This window comes from Saccharopolyspora galaxeae, from assembly GCF_016526145.1.
Taxonomy (GTDB): domain Bacteria; phylum Actinomycetota; class Actinomycetes; order Mycobacteriales; family Pseudonocardiaceae; genus Saccharopolyspora_C; species Saccharopolyspora_C galaxeae.
The window spans coordinates 394,891-416,947 of the sequence record NZ_JADDUE010000002.1 but is presented as its reverse complement, the minus strand read 5'-3'; the positions used below and the strand labels follow the sequence as shown (position 1 = coordinate 416,947).

Annotated in this window: 20 protein-coding genes; 13 read left to right on the top strand and 7 right to left on the bottom strand. The window is 70.4% G+C overall.

Translation table 11 applies throughout. From position 1 onward, the window contains the following. Positions 1-33: 33 nt before the first annotated feature. Entirely contained in the window at positions 34-1,008 is a 975-nt protein-coding gene (locus INP57_RS06325) for an aldo/keto reductase (protein ID WP_200069081.1), read from the bottom strand. 32 nt (positions 1,009-1,040) lie between these two features. After that, entirely contained in the window at positions 1,041-2,690 is a 1,650-nt protein-coding gene (locus INP57_RS06320; protein ID WP_295146197.1) for an FAD-binding dehydrogenase, read from the bottom strand. A gap of 250 nt (positions 2,691-2,940) precedes the next feature. Between INP57_RS06320 and INP57_RS06315 the strand changes: the two genes are divergently transcribed. From INP57_RS06315 to INP57_RS06295, 5 genes are all read left to right on the top strand, one after another. Continuing rightward, entirely contained in the window at positions 2,941-3,969 is a 1,029-nt protein-coding gene (locus INP57_RS06315) for an NAD(P)-dependent alcohol dehydrogenase (RefSeq protein WP_200069079.1), read from the top strand. Positions 3,970-3,993: 24 nt separating this feature from the next. After that, positions 3,994-5,046, top strand: coding sequence for an amidohydrolase family protein (locus INP57_RS06310; RefSeq protein ID WP_200069078.1), 1,053 nt, complete (start codon positions 3,994-3,996; stop codon positions 5,044-5,046). After that, the gene (locus INP57_RS06305; RefSeq protein ID WP_200069077.1) at positions 5,043-5,753 is read left to right on the top strand and encodes an iron-sulfur cluster assembly protein; all 711 of its coding nucleotides are present in this window, start codon (positions 5,043-5,045) and stop codon (positions 5,751-5,753) included. The genes INP57_RS06310 and INP57_RS06305 overlap by 4 nt, the downstream gene beginning before the upstream one ends. 5 nt (positions 5,754-5,758) lie before the next feature. Then, on the top strand, positions 5,759-6,583 hold the full coding sequence (locus INP57_RS06300) for an IclR family transcriptional regulator (RefSeq protein WP_200069076.1): 825 nt from the start codon (positions 5,759-5,761) through the stop codon (positions 6,581-6,583). A 223-nt stretch (positions 6,584-6,806) separates the two neighbouring features. Continuing rightward, entirely contained in the window at positions 6,807-7,226 is a 420-nt protein-coding gene (locus INP57_RS06295; protein ID WP_200069075.1) for a peptidase inhibitor family I36 protein, read from the top strand. On the opposite strand, the gene INP57_RS06290 is transcribed toward INP57_RS06295, so the two are convergent. The 5 genes from INP57_RS06290 to INP57_RS06270 form a co-directional block, all read right to left on the bottom strand. Further along, positions 7,185-8,393, bottom strand: a complete 1,209-nt coding sequence (locus INP57_RS06290) for a glycosyltransferase family 4 protein (protein ID WP_200069074.1) — start codon at positions 8,391-8,393, stop codon at positions 7,185-7,187. The two genes, INP57_RS06295 and INP57_RS06290, sit on opposite strands and share 42 nt — an antisense overlap. Further along, complete coding sequence (locus INP57_RS06285; RefSeq protein ID WP_200069073.1) at positions 8,393-9,310, bottom strand: alpha/beta fold hydrolase; 918 nt, start codon at positions 9,308-9,310, stop codon at positions 8,393-8,395. Before INP57_RS06285 ends, INP57_RS06290 begins: the two co-directional genes overlap by 1 nt. Before the next feature lie 9 nt (positions 9,311-9,319). After that, entirely contained in the window at positions 9,320-10,555 is a 1,236-nt protein-coding gene (locus INP57_RS06280; protein WP_233626962.1) for a glycosyltransferase, read from the bottom strand. Further along, on the bottom strand, positions 10,552-11,493 hold the full coding sequence (locus tag INP57_RS06275; protein ID WP_200069072.1) for a DMT family protein: 942 nt from the start codon (positions 11,491-11,493) through the stop codon (positions 10,552-10,554). The genes INP57_RS06280 and INP57_RS06275 overlap by 4 nt, the downstream gene beginning before the upstream one ends. Before the next feature lie 1,253 nt (positions 11,494-12,746). Then, positions 12,747-13,547 (bottom strand): GH25 family lysozyme, encoded by an 801-nt coding sequence (locus tag INP57_RS06270; RefSeq protein ID WP_200069071.1) that lies wholly within the window; start codon positions 13,545-13,547, stop codon positions 12,747-12,749. 455 nt (positions 13,548-14,002) lie between these two features. Here INP57_RS06270 and INP57_RS06265 point away from each other — a divergent pair, with 455 nt between their 5' ends. From INP57_RS06265 to INP57_RS06230, 8 genes are all read left to right on the top strand, one after another. Then, positions 14,003-14,686: a DUF4232 domain-containing protein gene (locus INP57_RS06265; protein ID WP_307849934.1), complete on the top strand. Its 684-nt coding sequence runs from the start codon at positions 14,003-14,005 to the stop codon at positions 14,684-14,686. Positions 14,687-14,887: 201 nt separating this feature from the next. After that, positions 14,888-15,691 carry an alpha/beta hydrolase gene (locus tag INP57_RS06260; protein ID WP_200069070.1) on the top strand — a complete coding sequence of 268 codons (804 nt, stop codon included), beginning with the start codon at positions 14,888-14,890 and terminating at the stop codon, positions 15,689-15,691. A gap of 245 nt (positions 15,692-15,936) precedes the next feature. Further along, positions 15,937-17,043 (top strand): DUF2382 domain-containing protein, encoded by a 1,107-nt coding sequence (locus INP57_RS06255; RefSeq protein WP_200069069.1) that lies wholly within the window; start codon positions 15,937-15,939, stop codon positions 17,041-17,043. 134 nt (positions 17,044-17,177) lie between these two features. Beyond that, the gene (locus INP57_RS06250; protein ID WP_200069068.1) at positions 17,178-18,032 is read left to right on the top strand and encodes a hypothetical protein; all 855 of its coding nucleotides are present in this window, start codon (positions 17,178-17,180) and stop codon (positions 18,030-18,032) included. Between the two features lie 165 nt (positions 18,033-18,197). After that, on the top strand, positions 18,198-18,458 hold the full coding sequence (locus tag INP57_RS06245; protein ID WP_200069067.1) for a hypothetical protein: 261 nt from the start codon (positions 18,198-18,200) through the stop codon (positions 18,456-18,458). A gap of 1 nt (position 18,459) precedes the next feature. Beyond that, complete coding sequence (locus tag INP57_RS06240) at positions 18,460-18,711, top strand: hypothetical protein (RefSeq protein ID WP_200069066.1); 252 nt, start codon at positions 18,460-18,462, stop codon at positions 18,709-18,711. Between the two features lie 135 nt (positions 18,712-18,846). Continuing rightward, positions 18,847-21,633, top strand: coding sequence for an FtsK/SpoIIIE domain-containing protein (locus tag INP57_RS06235; RefSeq protein ID WP_200069065.1), 2,787 nt, complete (start codon positions 18,847-18,849; stop codon positions 21,631-21,633). After that, positions 21,630-22,022 carry a hypothetical protein gene (locus INP57_RS06230; protein WP_200069064.1) on the top strand — a complete coding sequence of 131 codons (393 nt, stop codon included), beginning with the start codon at positions 21,630-21,632 and terminating at the stop codon, positions 22,020-22,022. Before INP57_RS06235 ends, INP57_RS06230 begins: the two co-directional genes overlap by 4 nt. Positions 22,023-22,057 lie beyond the last annotated feature (35 nt).

Here is a 22,057-nt window from a genome sequence, read left to right as displayed (position 1 = left end):
GGTGCGGCCCTGCGCGTCCGGGCCGCACCAGGCTCACGCCACGCCTTCGGGCGCGGCGCCCTCGATGGACATGCCGTCCGCGGTGATGCGCTCGATCTCGGCGAGGTCGTCCGCGCTGAGGTCCACTTCGGCCGCGGCCAGGCTGTTCTCGATGTTGCGCGCGCTGCGCGCCCCCACGATGGCCACGTGCACGCCGCGCTGCGCCAGCACCCACGCGATGGCCAGCTGGCTGACCGTGAGCTCGCGGGCAGCGGCGAACTCCTTCAGCCGCTGCACCACGGCCAAGTTCCGCCGCAGCATCTCGCCCCGGAACGCCGACGAGTTCGCACGCCAGTCGCTGTCCTCGAACGTGCTCTCCGGCGTCAGCGTCCCGGTCAGCAGCCCGCTGGCCAGCGGGCTGTAGGCGAGCACGCCGATGTCGTGCTCGCGGGTGTAGGGCAGCACCTCGTCCTCGATGCCGCGCCGGAACAGGTGGTACGGCGGCTGCAGCGTCTCGACCGGGCGGGTGCGGTCGAACGCGGCGAGCTGGGCGGCGTCGTAGTTGGACACCCCGGCGTGCCGGATCTTGCCCTCGTCGACCAGTTCCTGCAGGGCACCAGCGGTCTCCTCGGCCGGCGTGTCCGGGTCCGGCCAGTGCACCTGGTACAGGTCGATGTGCTCGAGCCCGAGCGCCCGCAGGCTCTCCTCCACGCCTTGGCGCAACCAGGCGCGCCCGGCGTCGCGGGGTCGTTCACCGCCGGGGTTGATGCCGCCCTTGGTGGCGATGACCAGGCCGTCCCGGTCCCTGCGCAGCTCGTCCGCCAGCGCACGGCCGAGCACCTGCTCGGAGCGGCCGAAGCCGTACGCCTGCGCGGTGTCGAAGAAGTTCACGCCCTGCTCGCGGGCGTGCCGGATAGCGGCCACCGCGGCGTCCTCGTCGAACGAACCCCACTCACCTCCGAGCTGCCAGGTGCCGAAGGCGATGCGGGACACGTCCAGTCCGGTCTTTCCCAGCACGATGTTTCGCATGTGCCCATCACATCACGGAACCGCGAATCGGTTCAGCCCGTCGCCCGCGCGGCCGCGCGCCCGGCGGTGCGCCCGGAGAACAGGCAGCCGCCGAGGAAAGTCCCCTCCAGCGAGCGGTATCCGTGCATCCCGCCGCCGCCGAAACCGGCGACCTCGCCCGCCGCGTACAGGCCCGGCAACGGGTTCCCGGACGACCCGAGCACTCGAGCGTCCAAATCGGTCTCCACCCCGCCGAGCGTCTTGCGGGTCAGCAGCGACAGCCGGACCGCGATCAGCGGGCCCGCCGCCGGATCCAGCAACCGGTGCGGCGGTGCGACCCGCGCCATCCGGTCCACCCGGTAGCGGCGGGCTTCCCGCACGAGGTTGACCTGCGCATCCTTGCCCAGTCCGGAGTCGACTTCGCGGTCCCGCGCGCGGATGTCGCGTTCCAGTCCGGACGGATCGATCAGGTCCTCGCCGACCAGCTCGTTCATCCCGCGCACCAGGTCCGGCAGGTTGCGGCGGACCACGAAATCGGTGCCGCGCTTGACGAACTCGGCGACCGGCGGTGGCGTGACCTCGCCGCCGCGGCGCAGCACCTCGGCCACGTTGCGCTCGGTGAGGTCGGGGTTCTGCTCGGAGCCGGACAGCGCGAACTCGCGGCTGATGATCCGCCGGTTCAGCACGAACCAGGTGTGCTCGTGCCCGCTCGAGTTGATGTGCGCCAACGTCGCCAGCGTGTCCGCGCCGGGGAACAGCGGCGGCGGCAACCGGCGCCCGCGCGCGTCGATCCAGAACGGTGACGGGCCGGGCAGAATACGGATGCCGTGGTCCGTCCACACTGGACTGTAATTGCGGATTCCCTCGGTGTAGTGCCACATCCGGTCGGAATTGATGACGCGGCCACCGGTCTCGCCGACGACTTCCAGCAGCTGCCCGTCCACGTGATCGGGCACTCCGGCGATCATCTCGCGCGGTGCCGGACCGAGCCGTTCCGGCCAATTCCGCCGCACCAGCGGGAGATTCGCGCCGATCCCGCCGGAGGTCACGACCACGGCCTGCGCGCTGAGCGCGAATTCCCCGGCCACGGCCCGAGAACTCTTCTGCCCGCGGGAGACACCGCTGGGCTCCAGCACCTCACCGCGCACTCCGTCGACGGTGCCGTCGGTAGTGCTCAACCCGGTCACGCGGTGCCGGAATCGCAGCGACACCAGCCCGCGCCGCTCGGCATCCCGCACCCGGCGCAGGAATGGTTCGAGCACGCCCGGACCGGTTCCCCAGGTGACGTGGAAGCGCGGCACCGAATTGCCGTGCCCGGTGGCCAGCGACCCGCCGCGTTCGGCCCACTGCACCAGCGGGAACAGCGAAATCCCCTGCTGCCGCAGCCAAGAACGCTTCTCCCCCGCGGCGAAGTCCACGTACGCCTCGGCCCAGCGCGCCGGCCAGTGGTCGTCGTCCCGGTCGAAACCCGCGGTACCGAGCCAGTCCTGCCACGCCAACTCGTGCGAGTCGCGCACCCCGAGACGTCGTTGCTCGGGCGAGTCCACGAGGAACAATCCGCCGAACGACCAGTGGGCCTGACCGCCCAAGGACGCTTCGGGTTCCTGGTCCAGCAGCAGCACCCGGCGGCCCGCATCAGCGAGTTCCGCGGTGGCGACCAGACCGGCGAGCCCGGCTCCCACGACGATGACGTCCGCGTCCACGTCCGCCTCCTTAACGCGCCAGTAGCAACGTCTCGGCACTATAGACACCGCAGCCATCGAGCGGTGCTGCGAGACGGCGCAACAGCCCGCTGGCACACGGCCCCGAGCAGATGGCGCCGATCCGCCGCAGCGCTTGCTGCGACCAGCCCAGACGCATTGCCTTATCAGCATCTGACAACGGCTCTTTGCTCCTCACGGGACGCCGTACACCCTGTGGTGCGGGACACAGCTCAACGGAGAGGAGCCCGCCGTGAAGGCAGTCAGAGTGCACGCCTACGGCGAGAAACCCGCGGTCGAATCGATACCCGATCCGGCCGTGCGGGACCCGCTGGACGTGCTGGTCGAGATCAACGCGGCGGGCGTCTGCCGCACCGACCTGCACATCATCGAAGGACAGTGGGCGGACAAGAGCGGTGTCGCGCTGCCCTACGTCATCGGCCACGAGAACGCGGGAACGGTCCGCGAAGTCGGCTCCGCGGTGAGCAACGTGCGCCCCGGCGACAAGGTCATCCTGCACCCACTGGTGACCTGCGGCTTGTGCCGCGCATGTCGCAGCGGCGACGACGTGCACTGCGAGAACTCGCAGTTCCCCGGCATCGACACCGACGGCGGCATGGCCGAACTGCTGCGCACCAACGCCCGCTCGGTGGTCAAGCTGGACGACGGGCTGGCACCGGCCGACGTGGCCGCGCTCGCCGACGCCGGACTCACCGCGTACCACGCGGTGCGCAAAGCGGTGCCGCTGCTGTACCCCGGCGCGCACGTGGTGATGATCGGCGCCGGCGGACTCGGCCACATCGGACTGCAATCCCTGCTGGCGCTCACGCCGGCGGAAATCACCGTGGTGGACCGGTCGGCGGAAGCCCTGCGGCTGGCCACTGAGCTCGGCGCGCACCACACCGTCAACGCCGACGGCAAGCACGTGGACACCGTCCGGGACATCACCGGCGGCAAGGGCGCGCACGTCGTCCTGGACTTCGTGGGCGAGAACGGCACCGAAGCCGAGGGCGTGGCGATGACCCGCGACGCGGGCTCCTACTTCGTCATCGGCTACGGCGGCCGGGTGGACGTGCCCACCATCGACGTGATCTCCCGCGAGATCAACGTGATCGGCAACCTCGTCGGCTCCTACAACGACCTCGACGAACTGATGACGCTGACCGCGCAGGGCAAGGTTTCGCTGCGCACCCGCACCTACCCGCTGGACGGCGCGCTGGATGCGCTCGCCGACCTCGACGCAGGCCGCATTCCGGGCGGCCGCGCCATCCTCGTCCCCTGATCGCTCCCACCACGGAGGTAATTCATGTACGAGAAGGACGGCACGAAGTACTTCATCGTCGACAGCCACATCCACGCCTGGGACGGAACCCCGGCCAACCAGGCCAACCGCTACGGCGAAGGCTTCCTGAACTGCTTCTACGACTACCACCGCAACCTGAGCCCGGAATCCGCGCTGTGGTCGCACGAGCAGTTCCAGAAGCAGAGCGAGGAGAAGATCCTCCACGACCTGTTCGAGGTCGGCTACGTGGACAAGGCGATCTTCCAGCCCACCTACCTCACCGACTTCTTCGTCAACGGCTTCAACACCACCGAGCAGGACGGCGTGCTGGCCGAGAAGCACCCGGACAAGTTCATCGTCAACGGCGGCTGGGACCCGCGTGACGGCGAGTCCGGGCTGGCGGCGCTGGAGCGGCTCGCGGAGCGCTGGCAGCTCAAGGGCACCAAGCTCTACACCGCCGAGTGGAAGGGCGAGTCGAAGGGCTGGAAGCTGACCGACCCGTGGTCCTACCGGTACCTGGAGAAGTGCCAGGAACTCGGCATCAAGAACATCCACATCCACAAGGGCCCGACGATCTACCCGCTGAACCGGGATGCGTTCGACGTCGCCGACGTGGACGACGTGGCCTCCGCCTTCCCGGAGCTGAACTTCATCGTCGAGCACGTCGGACTGCCGCGGCTGGAGGACTTCTGCTGGATCGCCACCCAGGAGCCGAACGTCTACGGCGGGCTCGCGGTGGCGATGGCGTTCATGAACCACCGCCCGCGCTACTTCGCGCAGATCATCGGTGAGCTGCTGTTCTGGCTGGACGAGAACCGGATCACCTTCTCCAGCGACTACGCGATCTGGACGCCGAAGTGGCTGGTGGAGCAGTTCGTCGACTTCCAGATCCCGGAGGACATGCAGTCCGAGTACGGCGCGCTGACCACCGACATCAAGCGCAAGATCCTCGGGCTCAACGCCGCCCGGCTCTACGACATCGACGTGCCCGCCGAGATGCGTGCCAGCGAGGCCGCGGTGCCGGCCGGTGGCGAGCCGGTCGCCTCCGAGCTGAACAAGGAGGTCCTGCCGTCATGACCACTGCCGTGAGCCTGGAAACCGAGGTCTGGCGGGCGCTGGGCACGGTGCTCGACCCGGAGCTGGACCAGCCCGTCACCGAACTGGACTTCGTCGCCGAAGTGCGCCTCGACGGTGCGGACGTGCACGTGGACCTGCGGTTGCCGACCTACTTCTGCGCCCCGAACTTCGCCTACCTGATGGTCGCCGACGCGCACGACGCGGTGGCCGAGCTGGCCGGGGTCGAGCGGGTGCGGGTGCGGCTGCTGGACCACTTCGCGTCCGAGGAGATCAACGCGGGGGTCGCGGCCGGGGACGGCTTCAACGCCGCGTTCCCCGGTCTCGCCGCCGGTGAGCTCGAAGAACTGCGGGTGACCTTCCTGCGCAAGGCGCACGTGGCCTACCAGGAACAGGTCGCGCAGGAGTTGTTGCGGGACGGCGTCACGCACGAGGAGCTGGTCACCAAGCGCCTCGGCGAGTTGTCCGCGAGCACCCCGCTGGACCGGTTGCGCAGGCGCCGGGAACAGCTGGGGCTGCCCACGGGCCCGGATGCCCCGCTGCTGCTCGACGAGCAGGGCGAACCGGTCCCGGTCGAGGGGCTCTCGGCGCGGCTTCGGTTCGCACGCACCACGAGGGTCAGCATCGAAGGCAATGCCGGTTGGTGCCGCGGGCTGCTGGACACCCGATATGGTTCACCCGTACGGCGTAACGGGTCTGACCTACATTGAGGAGTATGAACGCGCTACCCACCGGCGGATCGAACCCGCAGAACGGCGCGAAAGCGGCATCGGGAACGCTTCAGTCGGTGGGTCGCGCGCTGCGCGTGCTGGAAGCGATCGCCGCATCACCGTGCGGGATCAGCGCCAAGGACCTCTCCACGGCGCTGGGGTTGACGCTGCCGACCACGTACCACCTGCTGACCACGCTGGTGGAGGCCGGGCACGTGGTGCACCTGACCGACAAGAAGGTGTTCGCGCTGGGCTACAAGGCGCGCTACCTAGGTCAGGCGCTGTCCCGGCAGCTGGCGGTCCCTTCGGAGATCGCCTCGTCCATCCGGGTCGTGCACCAGCAGGCGGACGCGGCCGCGTACTACGCGATCTACCGGGACACCGAGGTGGTCATCGCGCACGTCGAGGACTCCGACCGGCGGCCGCGGGTGCAGCCGCTGGACGTGGGTTTCCACCAGGCCGTGCACGCCACCGCGTTCGGCAAGATCATGTTGTCCGCAATGGAGGCCGAGCAGCGGACGCAGTATCTGGACCAGGCGGGCATGGACCCGTGCACGCCGTCGACGATCCGTTGCAGAGACGGGCTCGAGGAGCACCTCACGCACGTGCGGCAGTCGCAGATCGCGCTGGAGATCGGCGAGTTCCAGCACGGGCTGGCCTGCATGGCCGCGCCGGTGTACGACCCGGCGGGCGGGGTGACCGCGTCGGTGGCGATTTCGCTGCCGATCGCGGAGTTCCGCGCCCGGCGGTGGTCGGTGGAGCGCGCCGTCCGGCAGGGCGCGGTGCGCGTCACGCGCTCGTTGGCGCTGGTCGGCAGGTCCGGAGCCTGAGTTCCGGCCGATCCCCGCTCGTCGTCCGCCGCCCCGGACGACGGGCGGAGATCTTCGCATTTCCGCTCGGAGAAAAATCCCGGAACAGCACACGGTCGGGGTGTATCCGGTCGAAATGCTGGCGCGGCGATCACGGCTTCGGGAATCTGGATCTCATCGGGCCGCCGCAAGGCGCGACCGCCCGGAATCCGTTGATTTCCCTTGCTGTGAAAGGTGATCCCTGATGTTCGCTCGCGTCCGCATGATCGTCCGCCGCGGTTCCCGCATCCGTCCTTTTAGGACCAGCAGGGTCGTGATGCCCGCGGTCCTGCTCGCACTCGGCGCCGCGTCGACCGGGCTGAGCGGTGCCGCGCAGGCCGAAGCTCCGGCCGGCTGCGGAACCGGAACCTTCTGCGCCTACCCGGAACCGGACTACCGGGGCGAACCGCATCGCGCCGAGCTGCGCTCGACGACGTTGGAGCAGTGCATGCCGCTTCCCGCGCGTCCGGAGACGAAATCGTTCGTCAACAACACCGGCAAACCCGTGACGGTGTACCAGGACCCGGAGTGCGACACGCACGCCGACTTCGCCACTTACCCGACCGGGACCTTCGTACCCGGCTCAGACTTCGTCGCCCGCGCCATCAAGGTCTGGCCGCGGTGAGCCCGGCACCAGCACTTCGAGCAACCGTCGGGCCGAACGGTCCCAGCTGAACCGCTGCGCCTGCTCCCGGCCGCGGTGGGCGAGCCCGGCGCGCACCGCGGGATCGGTCACTTCGCGCACGGCCGCGGCGAAGGCTTCGGCGTCGCCGGGCGCGAAGAACCGCGCGTGACCGCCCGTGACCTCTCGGAAGATGTCCAAATCGCTGCACACCACAGGAGTTCCGCAATGCATGGCTTCGATGAGCGGCAGTCCGAAACCCTCGTCGCGGGATGCGGTGACCAACGCGGCCGCCCGGCTCAGCAAAGCGCGGTAGTCGGCTTCGGCGATTCCGCGCCAGAACACCACATCGGTCCCGTCCGGGACGAGCCCGCGCAGCTCGGCCTCCCGCGCCGGCGGGATCCGGCTCAGCAGGTGCAGGCGGTGGCCGGGCAACGAGCGCATGCCGGCGATCAGCGTCTCGACGTCCTTGTACGGCATGAAGGACCCCATGTAGACGAGGTCTCGCGCGCCGTCGGAGTCGGCTGCCTCGATGTCGGCCGTCTCGGGCAGCCCGGACGGTGCGTTGTGGACGACGGTCACCGGTTTCCGGGTGAGCCGGTGCCGCTCGATCAGCCGCCGGGTCGTCTCGCTGACCGTCACCACCGCGTCCCCGCGGTTGAGCAGTACGCGTTGCGGCCAGTACGCCTTGTGATAGATCCGCCAGAGCAAACGCACCGGCCACGGCAGGAAACCCGGCGGCTGCGGATGGCGGTAGTAGATCAGGTCGTGCAGCGTGAGCACGAGCCGGTACCGGCGCCGGAGACCGCCGATGACCTGCATCGGGCTGAACACGACGTCGGCACCGAGAGCGTCCAGCCGCCGGGAGACGGCGAGTTCCCGCACCGACATCGGACTGTTGATCTTGACGTGCGGCACGCCGTCCGGCAACAGCGCGAGCTGGCGTTCGTCGTGGATCAGCATCGTCACCGGGTGCAGCCGGTGCAGCGCTTCGGCCAGGCACGCGCCGAACCGGCTGATCCCGTCGTGGGCGTCGACGCGGGTCCACCGGGCGTCGATGAACACCCGCGGCCGCCGGCTTCCGTCGGCGGCGGTGCCGAGATCCGCGCCGGACCGCGATTCGCCGGTCAGCGATTCGCCGGTCGGTGATCGTTCGGGCACGGGACTCATCACTGCTCCAAGAACCGCTCGATGGCCTCGGCCGCAGCCCGCGGAGTCTCGTAGTGCACCAGGTGCCCGACCTCGTCGAGCACGACGAGCTCGGCGTCAGGGAGCCCTTCGACGAACGCACGCTGCCCCTCCAGCGGCGCGATCTCGTCGGACTCGCCCGCAATCGCAAGCGTCGGAAGCTGCAACGCACCGCGGTAGTCGGCGACCGTGCCGCTGACCGACGCGGTGTAGGTCTCCTGCAGCAGCTGAGGGCTGTGGAACCGGCTGAAGTGCCGCAAGTGGCTCTCGTGCACGAACCGGCGCACCTCCGGGTCGCGCGAGCGCAGCATCGCCCGGCTGGCACCCAGCACCACGAGCCTGTTGGACAGCAATGCGCGGCCCAACCGGTCCGGCAACGCCGTGCCGATCTTGTAGTAGAGCGAGGTCAACCAGGACAGCACCACCCGAGGACCCCGTAACGCCGGGGTGGAGATCGGGTTCACCAGCACCAGCCGCCGCACCAGATCAGGCTCGGAGGACACGACGTGCGCCGCCACGATGGAACCGAAGGAGTGCCCGAGCAGCACCACGGGCCGCTGCCGGCCACCCAGCGACTCGATCAGCTCGCTGATCGCGGCCGCGTACCCCTGCACGTCGTGCGTGCGACCCGGCATCGGGCCGGAATCCCCGAAGCCGGGCAGGTCCGGCACCACCACGCGACGACCCGGCAGGTGCTCGACGATCGGCTCCAGGCCGTGATGGGTACCGCGCAGGCCGTGCACCATCACGATCAACGGCGCCTCAGCCGAAACCTCCGCGGGGTCCGGCCCGTACTCCCAGAAGTGCAGGTCCGCGCCTTGGATCCGCTCGACCCGGGCGACCGGGCCATCGTTGCGGGCAGCCGCGTCCGATCGTGCCGTGTTCGGTGTGCCTTCCATGGCGGCAGATTAGCTCGCCAGTTCGGCGGGCACGTCGACCGGCTCGGCCGCGTCCTCCTGCTCGAGCGCGTACCGGTAGATCGACTCGAACCGCCCGAGCACCGCGTCGATGTCGTGCTTGCGCACCAGCTTCGCGCTGGCCGCGCCCATCCGGTCGATCGTGGCGCGGTCGGCGATCACGTCGTCGATCGCGTGCGCCAGGGAATGCACGTCGCGCGGTGGGTACAGCCAGCCGTTCTCGCCGGGCTCGACCAAGTGCGGCAGCGCCATGGCGTCGGCCAGCACGACCGGGGTGGTCGCCGACATCGCCTCCATCGTGGCCAAGCTCTGCAGCTCGGCGATGCTGGGCATGCAGAACAGGTCGGCGCGCGCGTAGGCGTCGAGCAGTTCTTCCTCGCTCACCAGCCCGGCGAAGTGGACCTGGTCGGCGATCCCGAGTTCCGCGGCCAGCTCGCTCAACGGCTCGCGGCAGCTCCCGTCGCCGACGATCTCCAGCCGGACCGGCTCCGCGGTCTTGCGCAACGCGACCGCGCGCAGCAGGTCGTCGATGTGCTTCTCCTCGTCGAGCCGCCCGACGAACAGGATGGAGCGGGTGCTCGGCTCCGGGCTTTCCAGGCGGTGCTGCTGGGCCCGCCGCCGATACCGGTCCACGTCGATGCCGCAGGAGACCGGCACGGCGGGGCGGTCGAACCCGTTCTCCTTGAGCAGCTGCACCGCACGCGGTGTGGGCGCGGTGACCAGCTGCGCCTTGGCGTAGTGCTTGATCAGGTAGTGCCAGAGCACCCGGGCACCCGCCTTCTGCAACGCCCGCGGGATCCGCACGTAGCCGAAGATGTTCTCCGGCATGAAGTGGTTCGTCGCGATCAGGCCGATGCCCAGGTCGCGCGCCGCGTTGATCAGGCCCCGGCCGATGAAGAAGTGCGACTGCACGTGCACCACGTCGGGCTGGATCTCCTCGAGCAGCCGCCGCGCGACCGACTTGGCCTGCCACGGCGGGCAGACCCGGAACGTCGGGTGCGCCGGAGTCCGGTAGGAGGCGACCCGGTGCACGGTCACCCCGTCCTCCACCGACGTGCTCGCCTGCCGATCCACCGAGTGGCAGATGACGTGCACGTCGTGGCCGCGGCGGGCCAGTCCGATGGCGAGCCGGTGGCCGAAGTTCGCCGCGCCGCTCACCTCGGGCGGGTACATGACCGCGCCGAGCACGATGCGCAGCCGGCCTCCGCCGAACGGTTGCGAAGTCAAGTCACTCTCCCGTCAGAACGATCGGAACGCGACGCGATGGCGGCACCACCGGCGTCGACGTCAGTCGATTGCACTCGCCGCTGTTCGGTTTCGGGGTGGAACCGCGCGAGTGCGAAAACCCCGGCGCAGGCGACGAGTCCGCAAAGCACTTCGCCGACCGCGGTGGCGCTGCCGACCTTGTCGGCTTCGCCGAGCAGCCCGATGCCCAGGCTCACCGCGATCAGCGGGTCGATGACCGTCAGGCAGGCCACGACCAGATCGGGGGGACCACTCGCGTAACCGTGCTGCAGCAGCCAGCCGCCCACGAGCATCGCGACGACGATCACCAGCAACGGTGCCGGATTGATCTGCAGCAGCGGGGTGCTGCCGATCTGCTGCGCGACCGCGCGCACCAGCAGCGACACCAGCCCGTAGGCGACCGCGCAACCGGCCGCGTAAGCCATGCAGCGCACCTTGGATCGGGTGAACAACCCGAGCACGCCCAGCAACACCACGGCCGCGCCGACGAGCTGAGTGGCCGTTATCTGGTCGTCGCGCAGCACCGGCGTGGCGGTCGCGCTGCCCGCGGCGAGCACGACGAACGCGGCGACCCCACCAGTGGCGCCGCACACCGCCAGCACGGCGTTGATGTTCAAGTTCCGGATCGCCATGCCCTGTTGCCTGGCGTTGAGCAGCACGGTGATCGGCAACGCCAGGACCCCCACCGGCTGCACGACGCTCAGCGGGGCCAACCCGAGCGCGACCGCGTGCAGCAGCGCACCGAAACCCAGCGCGAACAATCCGAGCAGCCAGCGCGGGTTGCGCAGCAACTGCAGCTGGCTGCGCACCTTCAGCCCGCCGTCACCGATCGTGGCGTGCACCGCTGTGTGCTGCACCCGCGCACCGACCGCCTGTGCGCAGGCGGCGATGACGACCAGTCCCACCGCGAACGCGGTCATGGCGCACCACGTCCCATGAAACCAACGACGGCCGTTGGTTTCGGACGACAGGAGGACGCCGAGTGCGGACGGCCGTCAGCGCTCGTCCGGAACGCCTGCGACAACCGCACGGGCCGGGCTGCGTCCTGCGCAGCACCGTCGTCTCCGGCTTCGAGCCGTTCCTCGACAGCTTCGCCCGCAAGGTCGCGCCGACCCGTCACTGGCAGCTTGTGCTGTTCGTCCACACCGCTCAATCTCGCGCATCGCGGATACGCCCCACATCGGGGTGCACCCTCAATTTCCCTGAGCCCGATCGCCCGGCCGCCCCGTGCAGCTCCCTCGGCGCGGTCGGCCGCGGCCCGTGCCATCGCGCCCAATAGTCCCGCGCCTTCGCGCCCCAATAGTCCCGCGCCATCGCGCCCCAATAGTCCCCGCGCCTTCGCGCCCCATAGTGCTGCAGGCGCACCTGCGCGCGCGGCGTTTCCAGCGATCCATCCGGTTCCGGCCGCGGACCACAACACCGCGTCGAGCGGCGCGCTTCGCCCGGCCAACACCCGGAACACCGCAAGCCCGCGTGGTTCCGGAATCCGCGCGCACCTGGGTACGCATCCGGCCGAACACCTTCCGTGGCCGCGGCCGCGACGGTGAATTCCGCAGCTGCGCCCACTTGACCGAAAGCGGACGCAGTCCGTCCAGAACGCGCGGGCGAACATTCGACGAATATTCGCGCCCTGCGCGGGAAAGGCGTCGGCGAAGCCGGGTCGGCCGCTGCGAACCGAACAGCGCTCGCTTCACGGGAATGCGCCACGTGATCGGCCGAGTGCGACGCGTGCAAGTCGGTTCGCGGTGGCTCGGCGACGGCCTCCGAATAAGCGGACGCGAGCCGGGACGGGGTATGCCTCGCGCACCCCGCACGCCCATTACCGTCCGCCGGATCCATGTGCCCGACTCTAGAACAACCCCTCCGGGGCCTTTGTCAGCAACACATCAACCCGGGAGTTTCCCTCAGCTACGCAGAGCTGATCCGCCGCGCCGGGAACCCGCCATTTGCAGGGACGACGACGTCCCGCTCGACCCGGCACGCACAATCAAGATCAACAACTTCGATCGTCGAAATGGTGATCGGACCGACATGTCGAACCGTTTCGGCGCCCGCTCCCCCGACGGGCTGCGGCCGGTCGTGCGGGCCCGCCGTGCTGCCCGCACGCCGACCGGAACCGGTGCAGCGGACTTCTCGACGCCCGCTGCCGGTCGAAGTGCAACTCCGCAGTGGCTCACCGCGGGATGCGCAGCACTTGCCCCACGTAGATCAGGTTCGGGTCGGTGATGCCGTTGGCCTGCGCGACCGTCTGCCACGGCACGCCCACCTTGTTCCCGATGTCGGAAAGCGTGTCGCCCGGCTGCACCACGTAGGTGTCCGGCGCGGGCTGCGGAGCCGGTTGCGGCGCGGGCGCCGGTCCGGTTCCACCCGTCAGGACCTGCAGGTCCACCAGCGAAACGTTCAGGTCGGTCGCCCCGCCGATGCCGGGAACCTGGCCGTCGTCAGCGTGCTGGTGGATCGCGACCCGGTCGGTGAGGTAGCCCGGCTCCCCCGGTGGACGCCCGTAGTGCGCCACCCAGAGGGACACTCCGGGGTCGACCCACGAGTCGGTGGCGAGCTTCCCGGACAACCAGCTCGACGATGCGTACACGACGACCTCGTTGCGTCCGGTGTGCCCGCGCAGCGCGGCGATGAACCCCTTGGTCCAAGCGGCGAGGTCGCCGCCTTCGGTCTCCATGTCCAGGCACGGGGGCAGGTTCCCGCCCGCGCTGGAGTTGGTCCGCGCCAGCTGCCCCGCGAAGTCGGCCGCCTCGGCCTCCGGTGCGTTGGTGTCCGGTCGTGCGTAGTGGTACAGCCCGGTGACCAAGCCCGCCCCGCGCGCCCCGCCGAGCTGCGCGTCCAGCGTCGGGCTCACGTACCCGATGCCTTCGGTGGCTTTGATGTAGGCGAAGGCGTATCCGGCGCCGCGAACCGCTGCCCAGTCCGGTTCCCCCTGATGCTTCGAAACATCGATTCCCGGAATGTGACCTGCCATGCCGACCCCCTCACTGCGCCGAATTCCGGCGGCGCGCGCCACGCGCCCGCGCCACGGCGATTGCGTTCGGTTCTGCGTTCTGTGCACGCCCCGGGGGCGGCATTTCCCGGGAAACCGCCGGAACGGTTCGCCCGCCGCACACCGGGCGCAACTCAAAGTATCGGAGGTCGACGATCATGCAGTTCCGCCGTTCAGGTCAAGGTGGCAACCCGAACGGGCCTGTTGCGGCAGTGCACGGCCGCGGTCCTCCCCGGCGACCTGTTCGCAGCGGTCCGGCAGGTCGCGACGTGCCGCGGGCAGCGGGAGGGTTGACCCGGCAGCACTGCCCGCCATCCGGGGGAACTCGGGCGGATCGGGCGCCAGACGTGCAACCGCCCACGGCGCCATACGTCCTCATATCAGCGGACCGGTAATCGAAAACCCGCCGCACGAGGCGGCCGACGGAGGTGGTCACCGTGACCCCGCAACGCATGGGCAAGCTGAACCGACTCGGACCTGCCGGAGCGGCGGTGCTGACCGCAGCGCTGCTCGGCGGCTGCGGCACGATCGCGAACCAGGCCGAGCTGCCGAACGCGGCAGGCAACGCGGTCACGCCGAGCTCCCCGGCGCCCGCACCGGCTCCGGAACCGGCGTCGAGGCCGTCCCCGGCTGCGGAAAGCAGCGCGGAGCCGACCGCTGAACCGGCCACGGAACCGGCGCGCGAGCAGGCGCAGCCCTCCCAGGTGGAGCGCTGCCACACCTCGATGCTGTCCGGCAACGTGCAGCGCGGTGAGCCGGGTGCCGGCCAGCGCTACGCCGAGCTGGTGCTGACCAACACCAGCGGCGAAGCGTGCACGCTGTACGGCTACGGCGGGATGCAGCTGATCGACGAGAACGGCGACCCGTTGCCGACGGACGTCGAGCGGACGCCGAGCCCCGGCCCGGAGGTGGTCCGGCTAGCACCGGGCGATTCGGCCAGCGCGACCTTGCACTGGACGGCCGTGCCGCACCAGGGCGAGCCGACCGATGGCCCCTGCCAGCCGCGCCCGGCCAGCGCGCAGGTGATCCCGCCGGACGAGACCGACCCGCTCACGGTGAGCTGGCAGTTCGGCCCGGTGTGCGGCTTCGGCTCGATCGACGGCAGCGCTTACCACGCCTGATCGGGATCCGGGTTGCCCGTCGCGGAACCTGCTCCGGTGCCGGCTTTTCAAGTCGCATCAGCCGCTTCCGCCACACCGGCGCAGATCGAGTCGACGTCGTGCACCGGGGCGCGCGGCGGAACCGACCGGGTTCCGCCGCGCGCCCACACGCGAGCGGCTCGGGTGCTGGCCGGGAAAGCAACGGTGTGCTGAGGTGAGGGCATGATCGAGCCTTCGCAGCGACGGGTGTCGGGTTCCGGCGGCGAGCGCGTGGTGCGCGAGTGGTCCGGGCGCTCGCCCGGCTGGATCGCCTTGCTCGCGCACGGCTACGGCGAGCACTCGGGCCGCTACCAGTGGCTGGCCGAGCAGCTGGTCGGCAACCGCGCGCTGGTGGTGGCCGAGGACCACGTCGGCCACGGCGAGTCGCCCGGCGAGTGGGCGGCGGTTCCCGACGCCGATCAGGTCATCGCGGACCTCGACGCGGTGCGCCGAGACGTCCTCGTGCGGCACCCGGACCTGCCGGTGGTGCTGATCGGGCATTCGCTGGGCGGCATGTTCGCGGTGCGCTTCGCGCAGAAGCACCCGGACGCGCTGGCCGCCCTGGTGCTCTCCGCGCCGGTGCTGGGCACCTGGCACGTGCTGGATCTGCTGGAGTGCGACGAGATCCCGCAGACCCGCATCGACCCGGCGACGTTGTCCCGCGACCCGGAGGTCGGCCGCGAGTACACCGAGGACCCTCGGGTGTGGCACGGCCCGTTCAAGCACACGACGTTGACGATGGTCGACCGCTGCCTCACCGAGATCAACGATGGCCCGGCGTTGCGGATTCCGACGCTGTGGCTGCACGGCGCGGACGACGAACTGGTTCCGGAAGCGGACACCCGGACCGGCATCGACCGGGTGCGCGGCACCGAATTCCACGAGCACATCTACCCCGGCGCGCGGCACGAGCTGTTCAACGAGACGAACAAGGCCGAGGTGGTCGAGGAAGTGCTGACCTTCGTCGGGCGCGAGCTCAACACGTGAAACCCGAACGGTCTGCTGCTATTACTCGTTCGTAGTGCTGACTGCGCACCCTCGATCACTTCGACTCGATCGCGCAGTTCGACTATCACTCACACGGGTCGACGTCGCCGCCCGACCGGTTGCGACCTGCTGTTTCGGAGCGCAGCGTTGGAAGCGTCGGCGACCGGCCCCCGGAGCGGGCTGCTTTTCCGGCGGCCTTCGGACGATCCCGAGCTGCTCCGGCAGCGACGAGTGAGGCGGTAGTCATGAAGGACGTGAAGCGTGCGCAGGACTTGATCGGCAGCGACGTGTACGACACCGGCGGCGAACGCATCGGCCGGGTCGGCAACGTCTACGTCGACGACAGCAGCCACCAGCCGGAGTGGGTCACCGTGCGCACCGGGATGTTCGGCACGAAGGAGAGCTTCGTGCCGCTGACCGGCGCGGAACGAAGTGACCGGGGCATCAACGTGGGGGTGTCCAAGGAGAAGGTGCGCGACGCCCCGCGCGTCGACGTGGAACACGGCCACCTCTCCGACAACGAGGGCCGCGACCTCTACACCTACTACGGGATGCAGCCCGGTTCGACCTCGCCGCAGCAGCGGGACGTGCCGCGGCAGCAGAGCACCGGCGGCACCGAGGGTGCTGCCGCGGGAACCGCGACCGCGGCTTCCGGGAGCCGTACCACCGAGCAGGAGACCCGTTCGAGCGCCACCGGTTCCGAAACCGGGACCGCGTCGACCTCCGCTGCGGGCACGGCGTCGACCACCACGGGCGCGACCGAGACCGGCTCGATGTCCGGAACCCGCCAGTCGGGCGCCACGGCGCAACGCACCGCGGGCGAGAGCACGGCTCGCGGGGACAGCGCGGGCATGAAGTCGATGACCCGCTGCGAGGAACGGCTGCGGATCAACACCGAGCAGGCGGAATCCGGCCGGGTGCGGGTGCGCAAGTACGTCGTCACCGAGCAGCAGTCGGTGACCGTGCCGGTCAGCCACGAAGAGGTCCGCATCGAGCGCGAGCCGATCAGCGAGTCCGAGCGCGGTTCGATGTCCTCGGCCCGGATGGGCGAGGAGGAGCAGGAGGTCGTGCTGCACGAGGACCGGCCGACGGTGAGCAAGGAATCCGTTCCGGTGGAGCGGATCCGGCTGCGCACCGAGACGGTCACCGAGGAACGGACCGTGCAGGACGAGGTGCGGATGGAGCGCTTCGACGTGCAGGACCAGAGCGGCAGGCACCACGAGCGCTCCGACGGACGCGGCAGCTCCGGCCGGACCGAGACCGGCGGCTCCGGCACCGGCGGCCAGAGCGGTTCCGGCGGCCAGAGCGGCACCGGTGGCCAGCGCAGCGGTGGCGGCACTCCCCGCTCCTGACCCGCATCGACACCGATGGCCCGCACCCGAACGGGGCGGGCCATCGCTCGTTCGCAGCGCCGCCACCGGTCGCCGGGAGTTCACCTGATCAACCCTTCGCCGGGTTGCGAAGGATGCGGGACAATCTCCGCGCGATGACTGAGAACACCGGCCTGGAACTGCTCATCACCGTCGTGCTCGGTGCCGAGGACGACGGTCGCGCCCGCGAGGCGTGCCTGCCGCTGCTGCAGCGCGTCGGCGGCCGGATCGTGGAGTCCGGCGACTGCTCCGACGAGGAACCGGGCTGCTGGTCGGTAACGATCAGCAGGCCCGCGGACTCGACGCACACCGGTCCGGCCGCGCTTGCCCGCGCGGTGCGCACCTTCCTGCGCGAGCTCGGTTCGCTCTACAGCGGCCAACGGGTGGCGTGCGAGCCGCCTGCGGCGTGGGCCGTGATCGACGATCCGGAACTGGTCGGCGAGCTGGTTCCGGGCGGGGAACGACTGCTGCTGGAGGCGTGGGCCGCCGGGCCGGTGCTGCAGGACGGAGCCGGTGCCGACGACGTCGCCGTCGACACCTTCGCGGACGACCCGGACGAACCCGCCCCGCCCGCACCGGAACCGGGCATCGACGACGTGGACGAGCACGGCAGGCCGCGGGCCCGGCTGCAACTGCTGGTCGACGTGGTCACCGAGCGCCGCGCGGGTGCCGAGTGGCCTGCTCGCGCGCTGGCGGCCAGGTTGTCGCGGCAGCCGACGATCACCGGCTGCTCCGAACATCCGCCGGTGGTGCGGGTTGCGCTGGATCTCGGCCCGTCTCCGGGAGAACCGGCCGAGATCGTGCTGGGCGCGGTCACCGCGCTCGGCGGCGACGGCTGGTCGCGGCTGCGGGTGCGGGACAGCAGCGCGATGTCGCGGTGGTCGGCGGCGCCGACGCCGCGGTCCGGGATCGCGGCCGTGGAGTTGAACGCAGCGGCGCCGGACCCGGCTCAGCGGCAGCCGGCGGGATGAGCGCGCACCGGCCGTCCGGGCGCGTCCGGACGGTCGAGCCGGTTCGTCGCACCAGGGGGCCACCCCTGATCAACACCGCCGCCCTGCCCGCGTCCGGGCGGGTGGCGCGGGATAACTTTGCACCGTCAACTGATCACCTTCGGCGGAAGGGTCGGCGAAGAACACATGGCAAGCGTGGATGAAGTTCGCCAGGAAGTTGCACGCGCCAAGGACAAGGCCGACGAGAGCCTCGGGAGGATCCAGGAAGCGATCTCGTCGCTGGACGAGGCGCGAACGGCTCTGCACGGAGCGACGCACGACAGCGTGCAGGACGATGTTCACCAGGCGTACGGAATGCTCTCCGAAGCCGTGAGCAACCTGACCGCGGTACAGGGCGCGATCCGGTCCAGCATCACGCAGGCCGAGGGCTACGCGGGACGGCTGTGACGTGTCGTCGCTGACGGAGCTGATGGCGGCGCTGCGCGCCACCGAGGCGAAGCTTGACGAGGCGAACCGCGGCCTCACCGCAGGCCGCCGTTCACTGGCGGAGGCGAAGGTCGCATTGGCGAAGTTGGATCCGGATCATCCGGAGACCGTGGTACCGGCGGGAATGTCCCACGCGGACGACCAGCTCGAGCGAACTCAGGCGGCGGTGGCGCACGTGGTGGACACGTTGCGTACGTACGCCGCAGGGCTGTGAGTCGACCGGCCGGACGGCCGTCTCCGAGCGGCCGCACCGGAATCCAGCGGTGGCGAGTGCCACCGGAACCGACTCCAGGAAACCTTCGGGTGGTAGTTTCCTCACGGTCCGTAACACCGGCTGCCGAGGTGGGGTGTGCGCAAACGCAACGAGCGGCGTAGCAGCATCGAGTCGGCCTTCGACCACCTGCGCAGCACCGTCGCCGGTGCCCTCGGCGCCGCGGAGAACGAACTCGACCGGGTCCGCGTCTCGTTCGCCGAGCAGGAATTCGCCAAGCGCATCGCCACGACGGGACTGGCAGCGGTGGAGCGCGATCCGGATTCGATCGAAGACACCCCGAGCCTGGCCTTCGACAGCGCGCTGCGGGAAGCCCGCGCCGAACGCGAGCGGTTGTTCACCGGCTGGACCGGCGACGGTCCCGACCAGCTCACCGAACTGGTCGCCGCGGCCGCACCAGGCACCGCGGGGCGGCCGATGCACGAATGGCTCGGCACGACCGGCACCGCGGAGCTGAACTCGCCCCCGCCGCAGCTGTGGCGGATCGGAACCGGCCACGTGCCGGAATCGCCGGACCCGCGCCCGTTCCCGGTGGCGATGCCGATGCTCGACGAGTCGCACCTGCGCATCACGTCGAGCTCGCAGACCACCGAGGCGCGCGAGGCGCTGGTGCAGAACCTGCTGCTGCGGATGCTCAGCCACTACAAGCCCGGCCTGGTGCGCGTGCACGTCTGGGACGTCGCGCAGCTGACCGGCACGCTGCCGGGCCTGTACCCGCTGACCAACGCGGAACTGCTGACCGCGCACGACCCGACGCGGCTAGGCGAGATGCTCGAAGAGCTGTCCGACCACATCCGCCGGATCCACACCAACGCGCTCAACGGCGGGCACATCTCGCTGCGATCGCTGGCCGAGCAGACCGGTCAGCGCGATGAGCCGTGGCGCGTGGCGGTCCTGTTCGGCGATGGCGAACCGCTGCGGGAGGAACGGCAGCAGCAGCTGCAGCGCGTGGCCCGCAACGGCCTGGCCTGCGGGATCCAGCTGATCGTTGCGGACCTGCCGATGACCGTGAACAGCTCGGTGGAGTCGGTGCGGCTGCTGGATGCCGACGACGTCCGCACCAGCATGACCGGCCCGGAAACCGCCGTGCGGCTGGACGAGGCGCCGCCGCGCGACCAGGTCACCAAGGCGTGCACCGCCATCGCGCAGGAGTTCATCACCCATCGCGCGCGCGTGCGCACGTTCGACGATCTGGTGCCGGAGCAGATCTGGACGCAGCGCTCCGCGTCCGGATTGCAGGCTCCGGTGGGTTTCCACGAGGGCGAGCCGTCGAAGGTGACCCTCGGCGACGCGAGCCCGCACACGCTGATCGGCGGCCCGAGCGGCTCCGGCAAGACGAACCTCCTGTACTCGATGCTCGGCGGGATGGCGGCCCGCTATTCGCCGGACGAGCTGGAGCTGTACCTGCTCGATTTCAAGGAGGGCGTCTCGTTCGCGCAGTTCACCCCGGGCCGCCGGGACCCGACCTGGCTGCCGCACGCGCAGCTGGTCGGGGTGAACGTGAACGCCGACCGCGAGTTCGGCCTGGCGCTGCTGCGATTCCTGTCGACCGAGATGCGCAGACGTGCCGACGCGGCCAAGGAGCACGAGGTCACCAAGCTCGAGGAGCTGCGCGCGGAGGACCCGGACGGGCGCTGGCCGCGGATCGTGGCGGTGATCGACGAGTTCCAGTACCTGTTCGCCGAACGCGACACCGTTTCCTCGCAGGCGACGTCGCTGCTGGAGGACGTGGCCCGGCGCGGCCGCTCGCAGGGCATCCACCTGGTGCTGGCCAGCCAGGACGTTTCCGGGATCGAGGCGTTCTGGGGCAAGCCCGCGATCTTCGAGCAGTTCATCCTGCGCATCGCGCTGCCGAAGGCGCGGCGGGTGCTGGCCGAGCAGAACGACGCCGCGCTGGAGCTGCCGCGCTGGCACGCGGTGGTCAACCACGAGTCGGGCGTCAAGCACGGCAACGACGTCGCGCGCATCCCGGACGCCACCGCGAAGGGCACGTTCGACGTGTTGCAGCGGCGGTTGTGGGAGCAGCGCCCGGAGGGCTCGGCGCCGCCGCGGCTGTTCGACGGCTCGCTGCTGCCCTCGCTGGCCGCGCTGGCTGATTTCCGCGCACTGAGCACCGCGGCGGGCACCCCGGCGGCGCTGCTCGGTCAGGTCATCGACGTGGACGGCACCGCGGCGGAGGTGCGGTTGGCCCGCTCGCCGGGGCGCAACATCGCGGTGCTCGGTTCGGTGCGGGTGGACGCCACCAGCGTGCTGGGCGCGGCGGCGCTGTCGCTGGCCCGCCAGCACGAGCCGGGCAGTGCCCGGTTCACCGCGCTGGGCCTGGTGGAGGAGGTCGAGCCGGACGTGCGGCAGCTGGTGCAGGCGCTGCTCGGGGACGGGCACGCGGTGCAGTCCTACGGTTTCGGCGACGTCGACAAGACCGTCGAGGAACTGGCCGCGGAGCTGGACAAGCGCGCTTCCGGCGCGGAGGACTCCGACCACACCCCGCACTACGTGCTGATCTACGGCGTGGACGCGGCGCACTCGCTGCTGGAACGCAAGGACCCGGCGACGCTGACCAGCGGCTTGGACCGGCTGCGCAAGCTGCTCAAGCAGGGCCCGGAGCAGCGGATGCACGTGCTCGGCTGGTGGCGCAGCCCGCAACGGCTGAAGAACACGCTGATGGGCCCGGTCGACGAGATCGGCGCGTGGATCGCGTTCGACGTGCACGGCCAGGAGCTGTCCAGCTTCGCCGCCGGGCAGCTGGTGAACTGGTCGCCACGGGAGCGGCGCGGGTTGTTCTTCGACCGCTCGGTCCACTCGCAGCCGGAAGTGGTGCTCCCGTTCGACCTCTCCGCCGCGCTTTCGCAGGAGGACGTGCAGTGACCGATCCGCAGGTCCCAGCTTCGTCCCGCTACAAGGAGATCATCGCCGCCGCGACCGGCGCCGCGGAGAAGATGCGCGAGCACGAGCGGGAGAAGGCGGCCCGGCTGGCCAAGGAGGTCGCGTCGGCGGACGAGCGGATCGCCGAGGCCGAGCAGCAGCGCGACGACGTGGTCGAGGGCGCCGAGCTGCGCTGGAACCACGCGATGGAAGCGCTGTGGGACGAGCGCTGGATGCGGGTGACCCCGATGCCGCAGCCGGACCACCGGGCGCAGCCGGGCCGCGCCGCCGACCTGATCGCGCTGATGCAATCCGCCTACCTCGGTTTGCGCCGCTCGCTGGAGAAGTCCCGCTGGACTCCCACGCTGCGCCGCGGCAAGCGGGAAGAGTAGCCCGGGTCGGGCACCGCGGCCGGTTCTGCCCTGCG

What these genes read in the sequence shown, in the direction of transcription:
- INP57_RS06245 (WP_200069067.1), top strand. Translation starts at nt 18,198, where the DNA reads ATGGCAAGCGTGGATGAAGTTCGCCAGGAAGTTGCACGCGCCAAGGAC.
- INP57_RS06310 (WP_200069078.1), top strand. Translation starts at nt 3,994, where the DNA reads ATGTACGAGAAGGACGGCACGAAGTACTTCATCGTCGACAGCCACATC.
- INP57_RS06325 (WP_200069081.1), bottom strand. Translation starts at nt 1,008, where the DNA reads ATGCGAAACATCGTGCTGGGAAAGACCGGACTGGACGTGTCCCGCATC.
- INP57_RS06270 (WP_200069071.1), bottom strand. Translation starts at nt 13,547, where the DNA reads ATGGCAGGTCACATTCCGGGAATCGATGTTTCGAAGCATCAGGGGGAA.
- INP57_RS06305 (WP_200069077.1), top strand. Translation starts at nt 5,043, where the DNA reads ATGACCACTGCCGTGAGCCTGGAAACCGAGGTCTGGCGGGCGCTGGGC.
- INP57_RS06300 (WP_200069076.1), top strand. Translation starts at nt 5,759, where the DNA reads ATGAACGCGCTACCCACCGGCGGATCGAACCCGCAGAACGGCGCGAAA.
- INP57_RS06285 (WP_200069073.1), bottom strand. Translation starts at nt 9,310, where the DNA reads ATGGAAGGCACACCGAACACGGCACGATCGGACGCGGCTGCCCGCAAC.
- INP57_RS06295 (WP_200069075.1), top strand. Translation starts at nt 6,807, where the DNA reads ATGTTCGCTCGCGTCCGCATGATCGTCCGCCGCGGTTCCCGCATCCGT.
- INP57_RS06290 (WP_200069074.1), bottom strand. Translation starts at nt 8,393, where the DNA reads ATGAGTCCCGTGCCCGAACGATCACCGACCGGCGAATCGCTGACCGGC.
- INP57_RS06250 (WP_200069068.1), top strand. Translation starts at nt 17,178, where the DNA reads ATGACTGAGAACACCGGCCTGGAACTGCTCATCACCGTCGTGCTCGGT.
- INP57_RS06255 (WP_200069069.1), top strand. Translation starts at nt 15,937, where the DNA reads ATGAAGGACGTGAAGCGTGCGCAGGACTTGATCGGCAGCGACGTGTAC.
- INP57_RS06260 (WP_200069070.1), top strand. Translation starts at nt 14,888, where the DNA reads ATGATCGAGCCTTCGCAGCGACGGGTGTCGGGTTCCGGCGGCGAGCGC.
- INP57_RS06275 (WP_200069072.1), bottom strand. Translation starts at nt 11,493, where the DNA reads ATGACCGCGTTCGCGGTGGGACTGGTCGTCATCGCCGCCTGCGCACAG.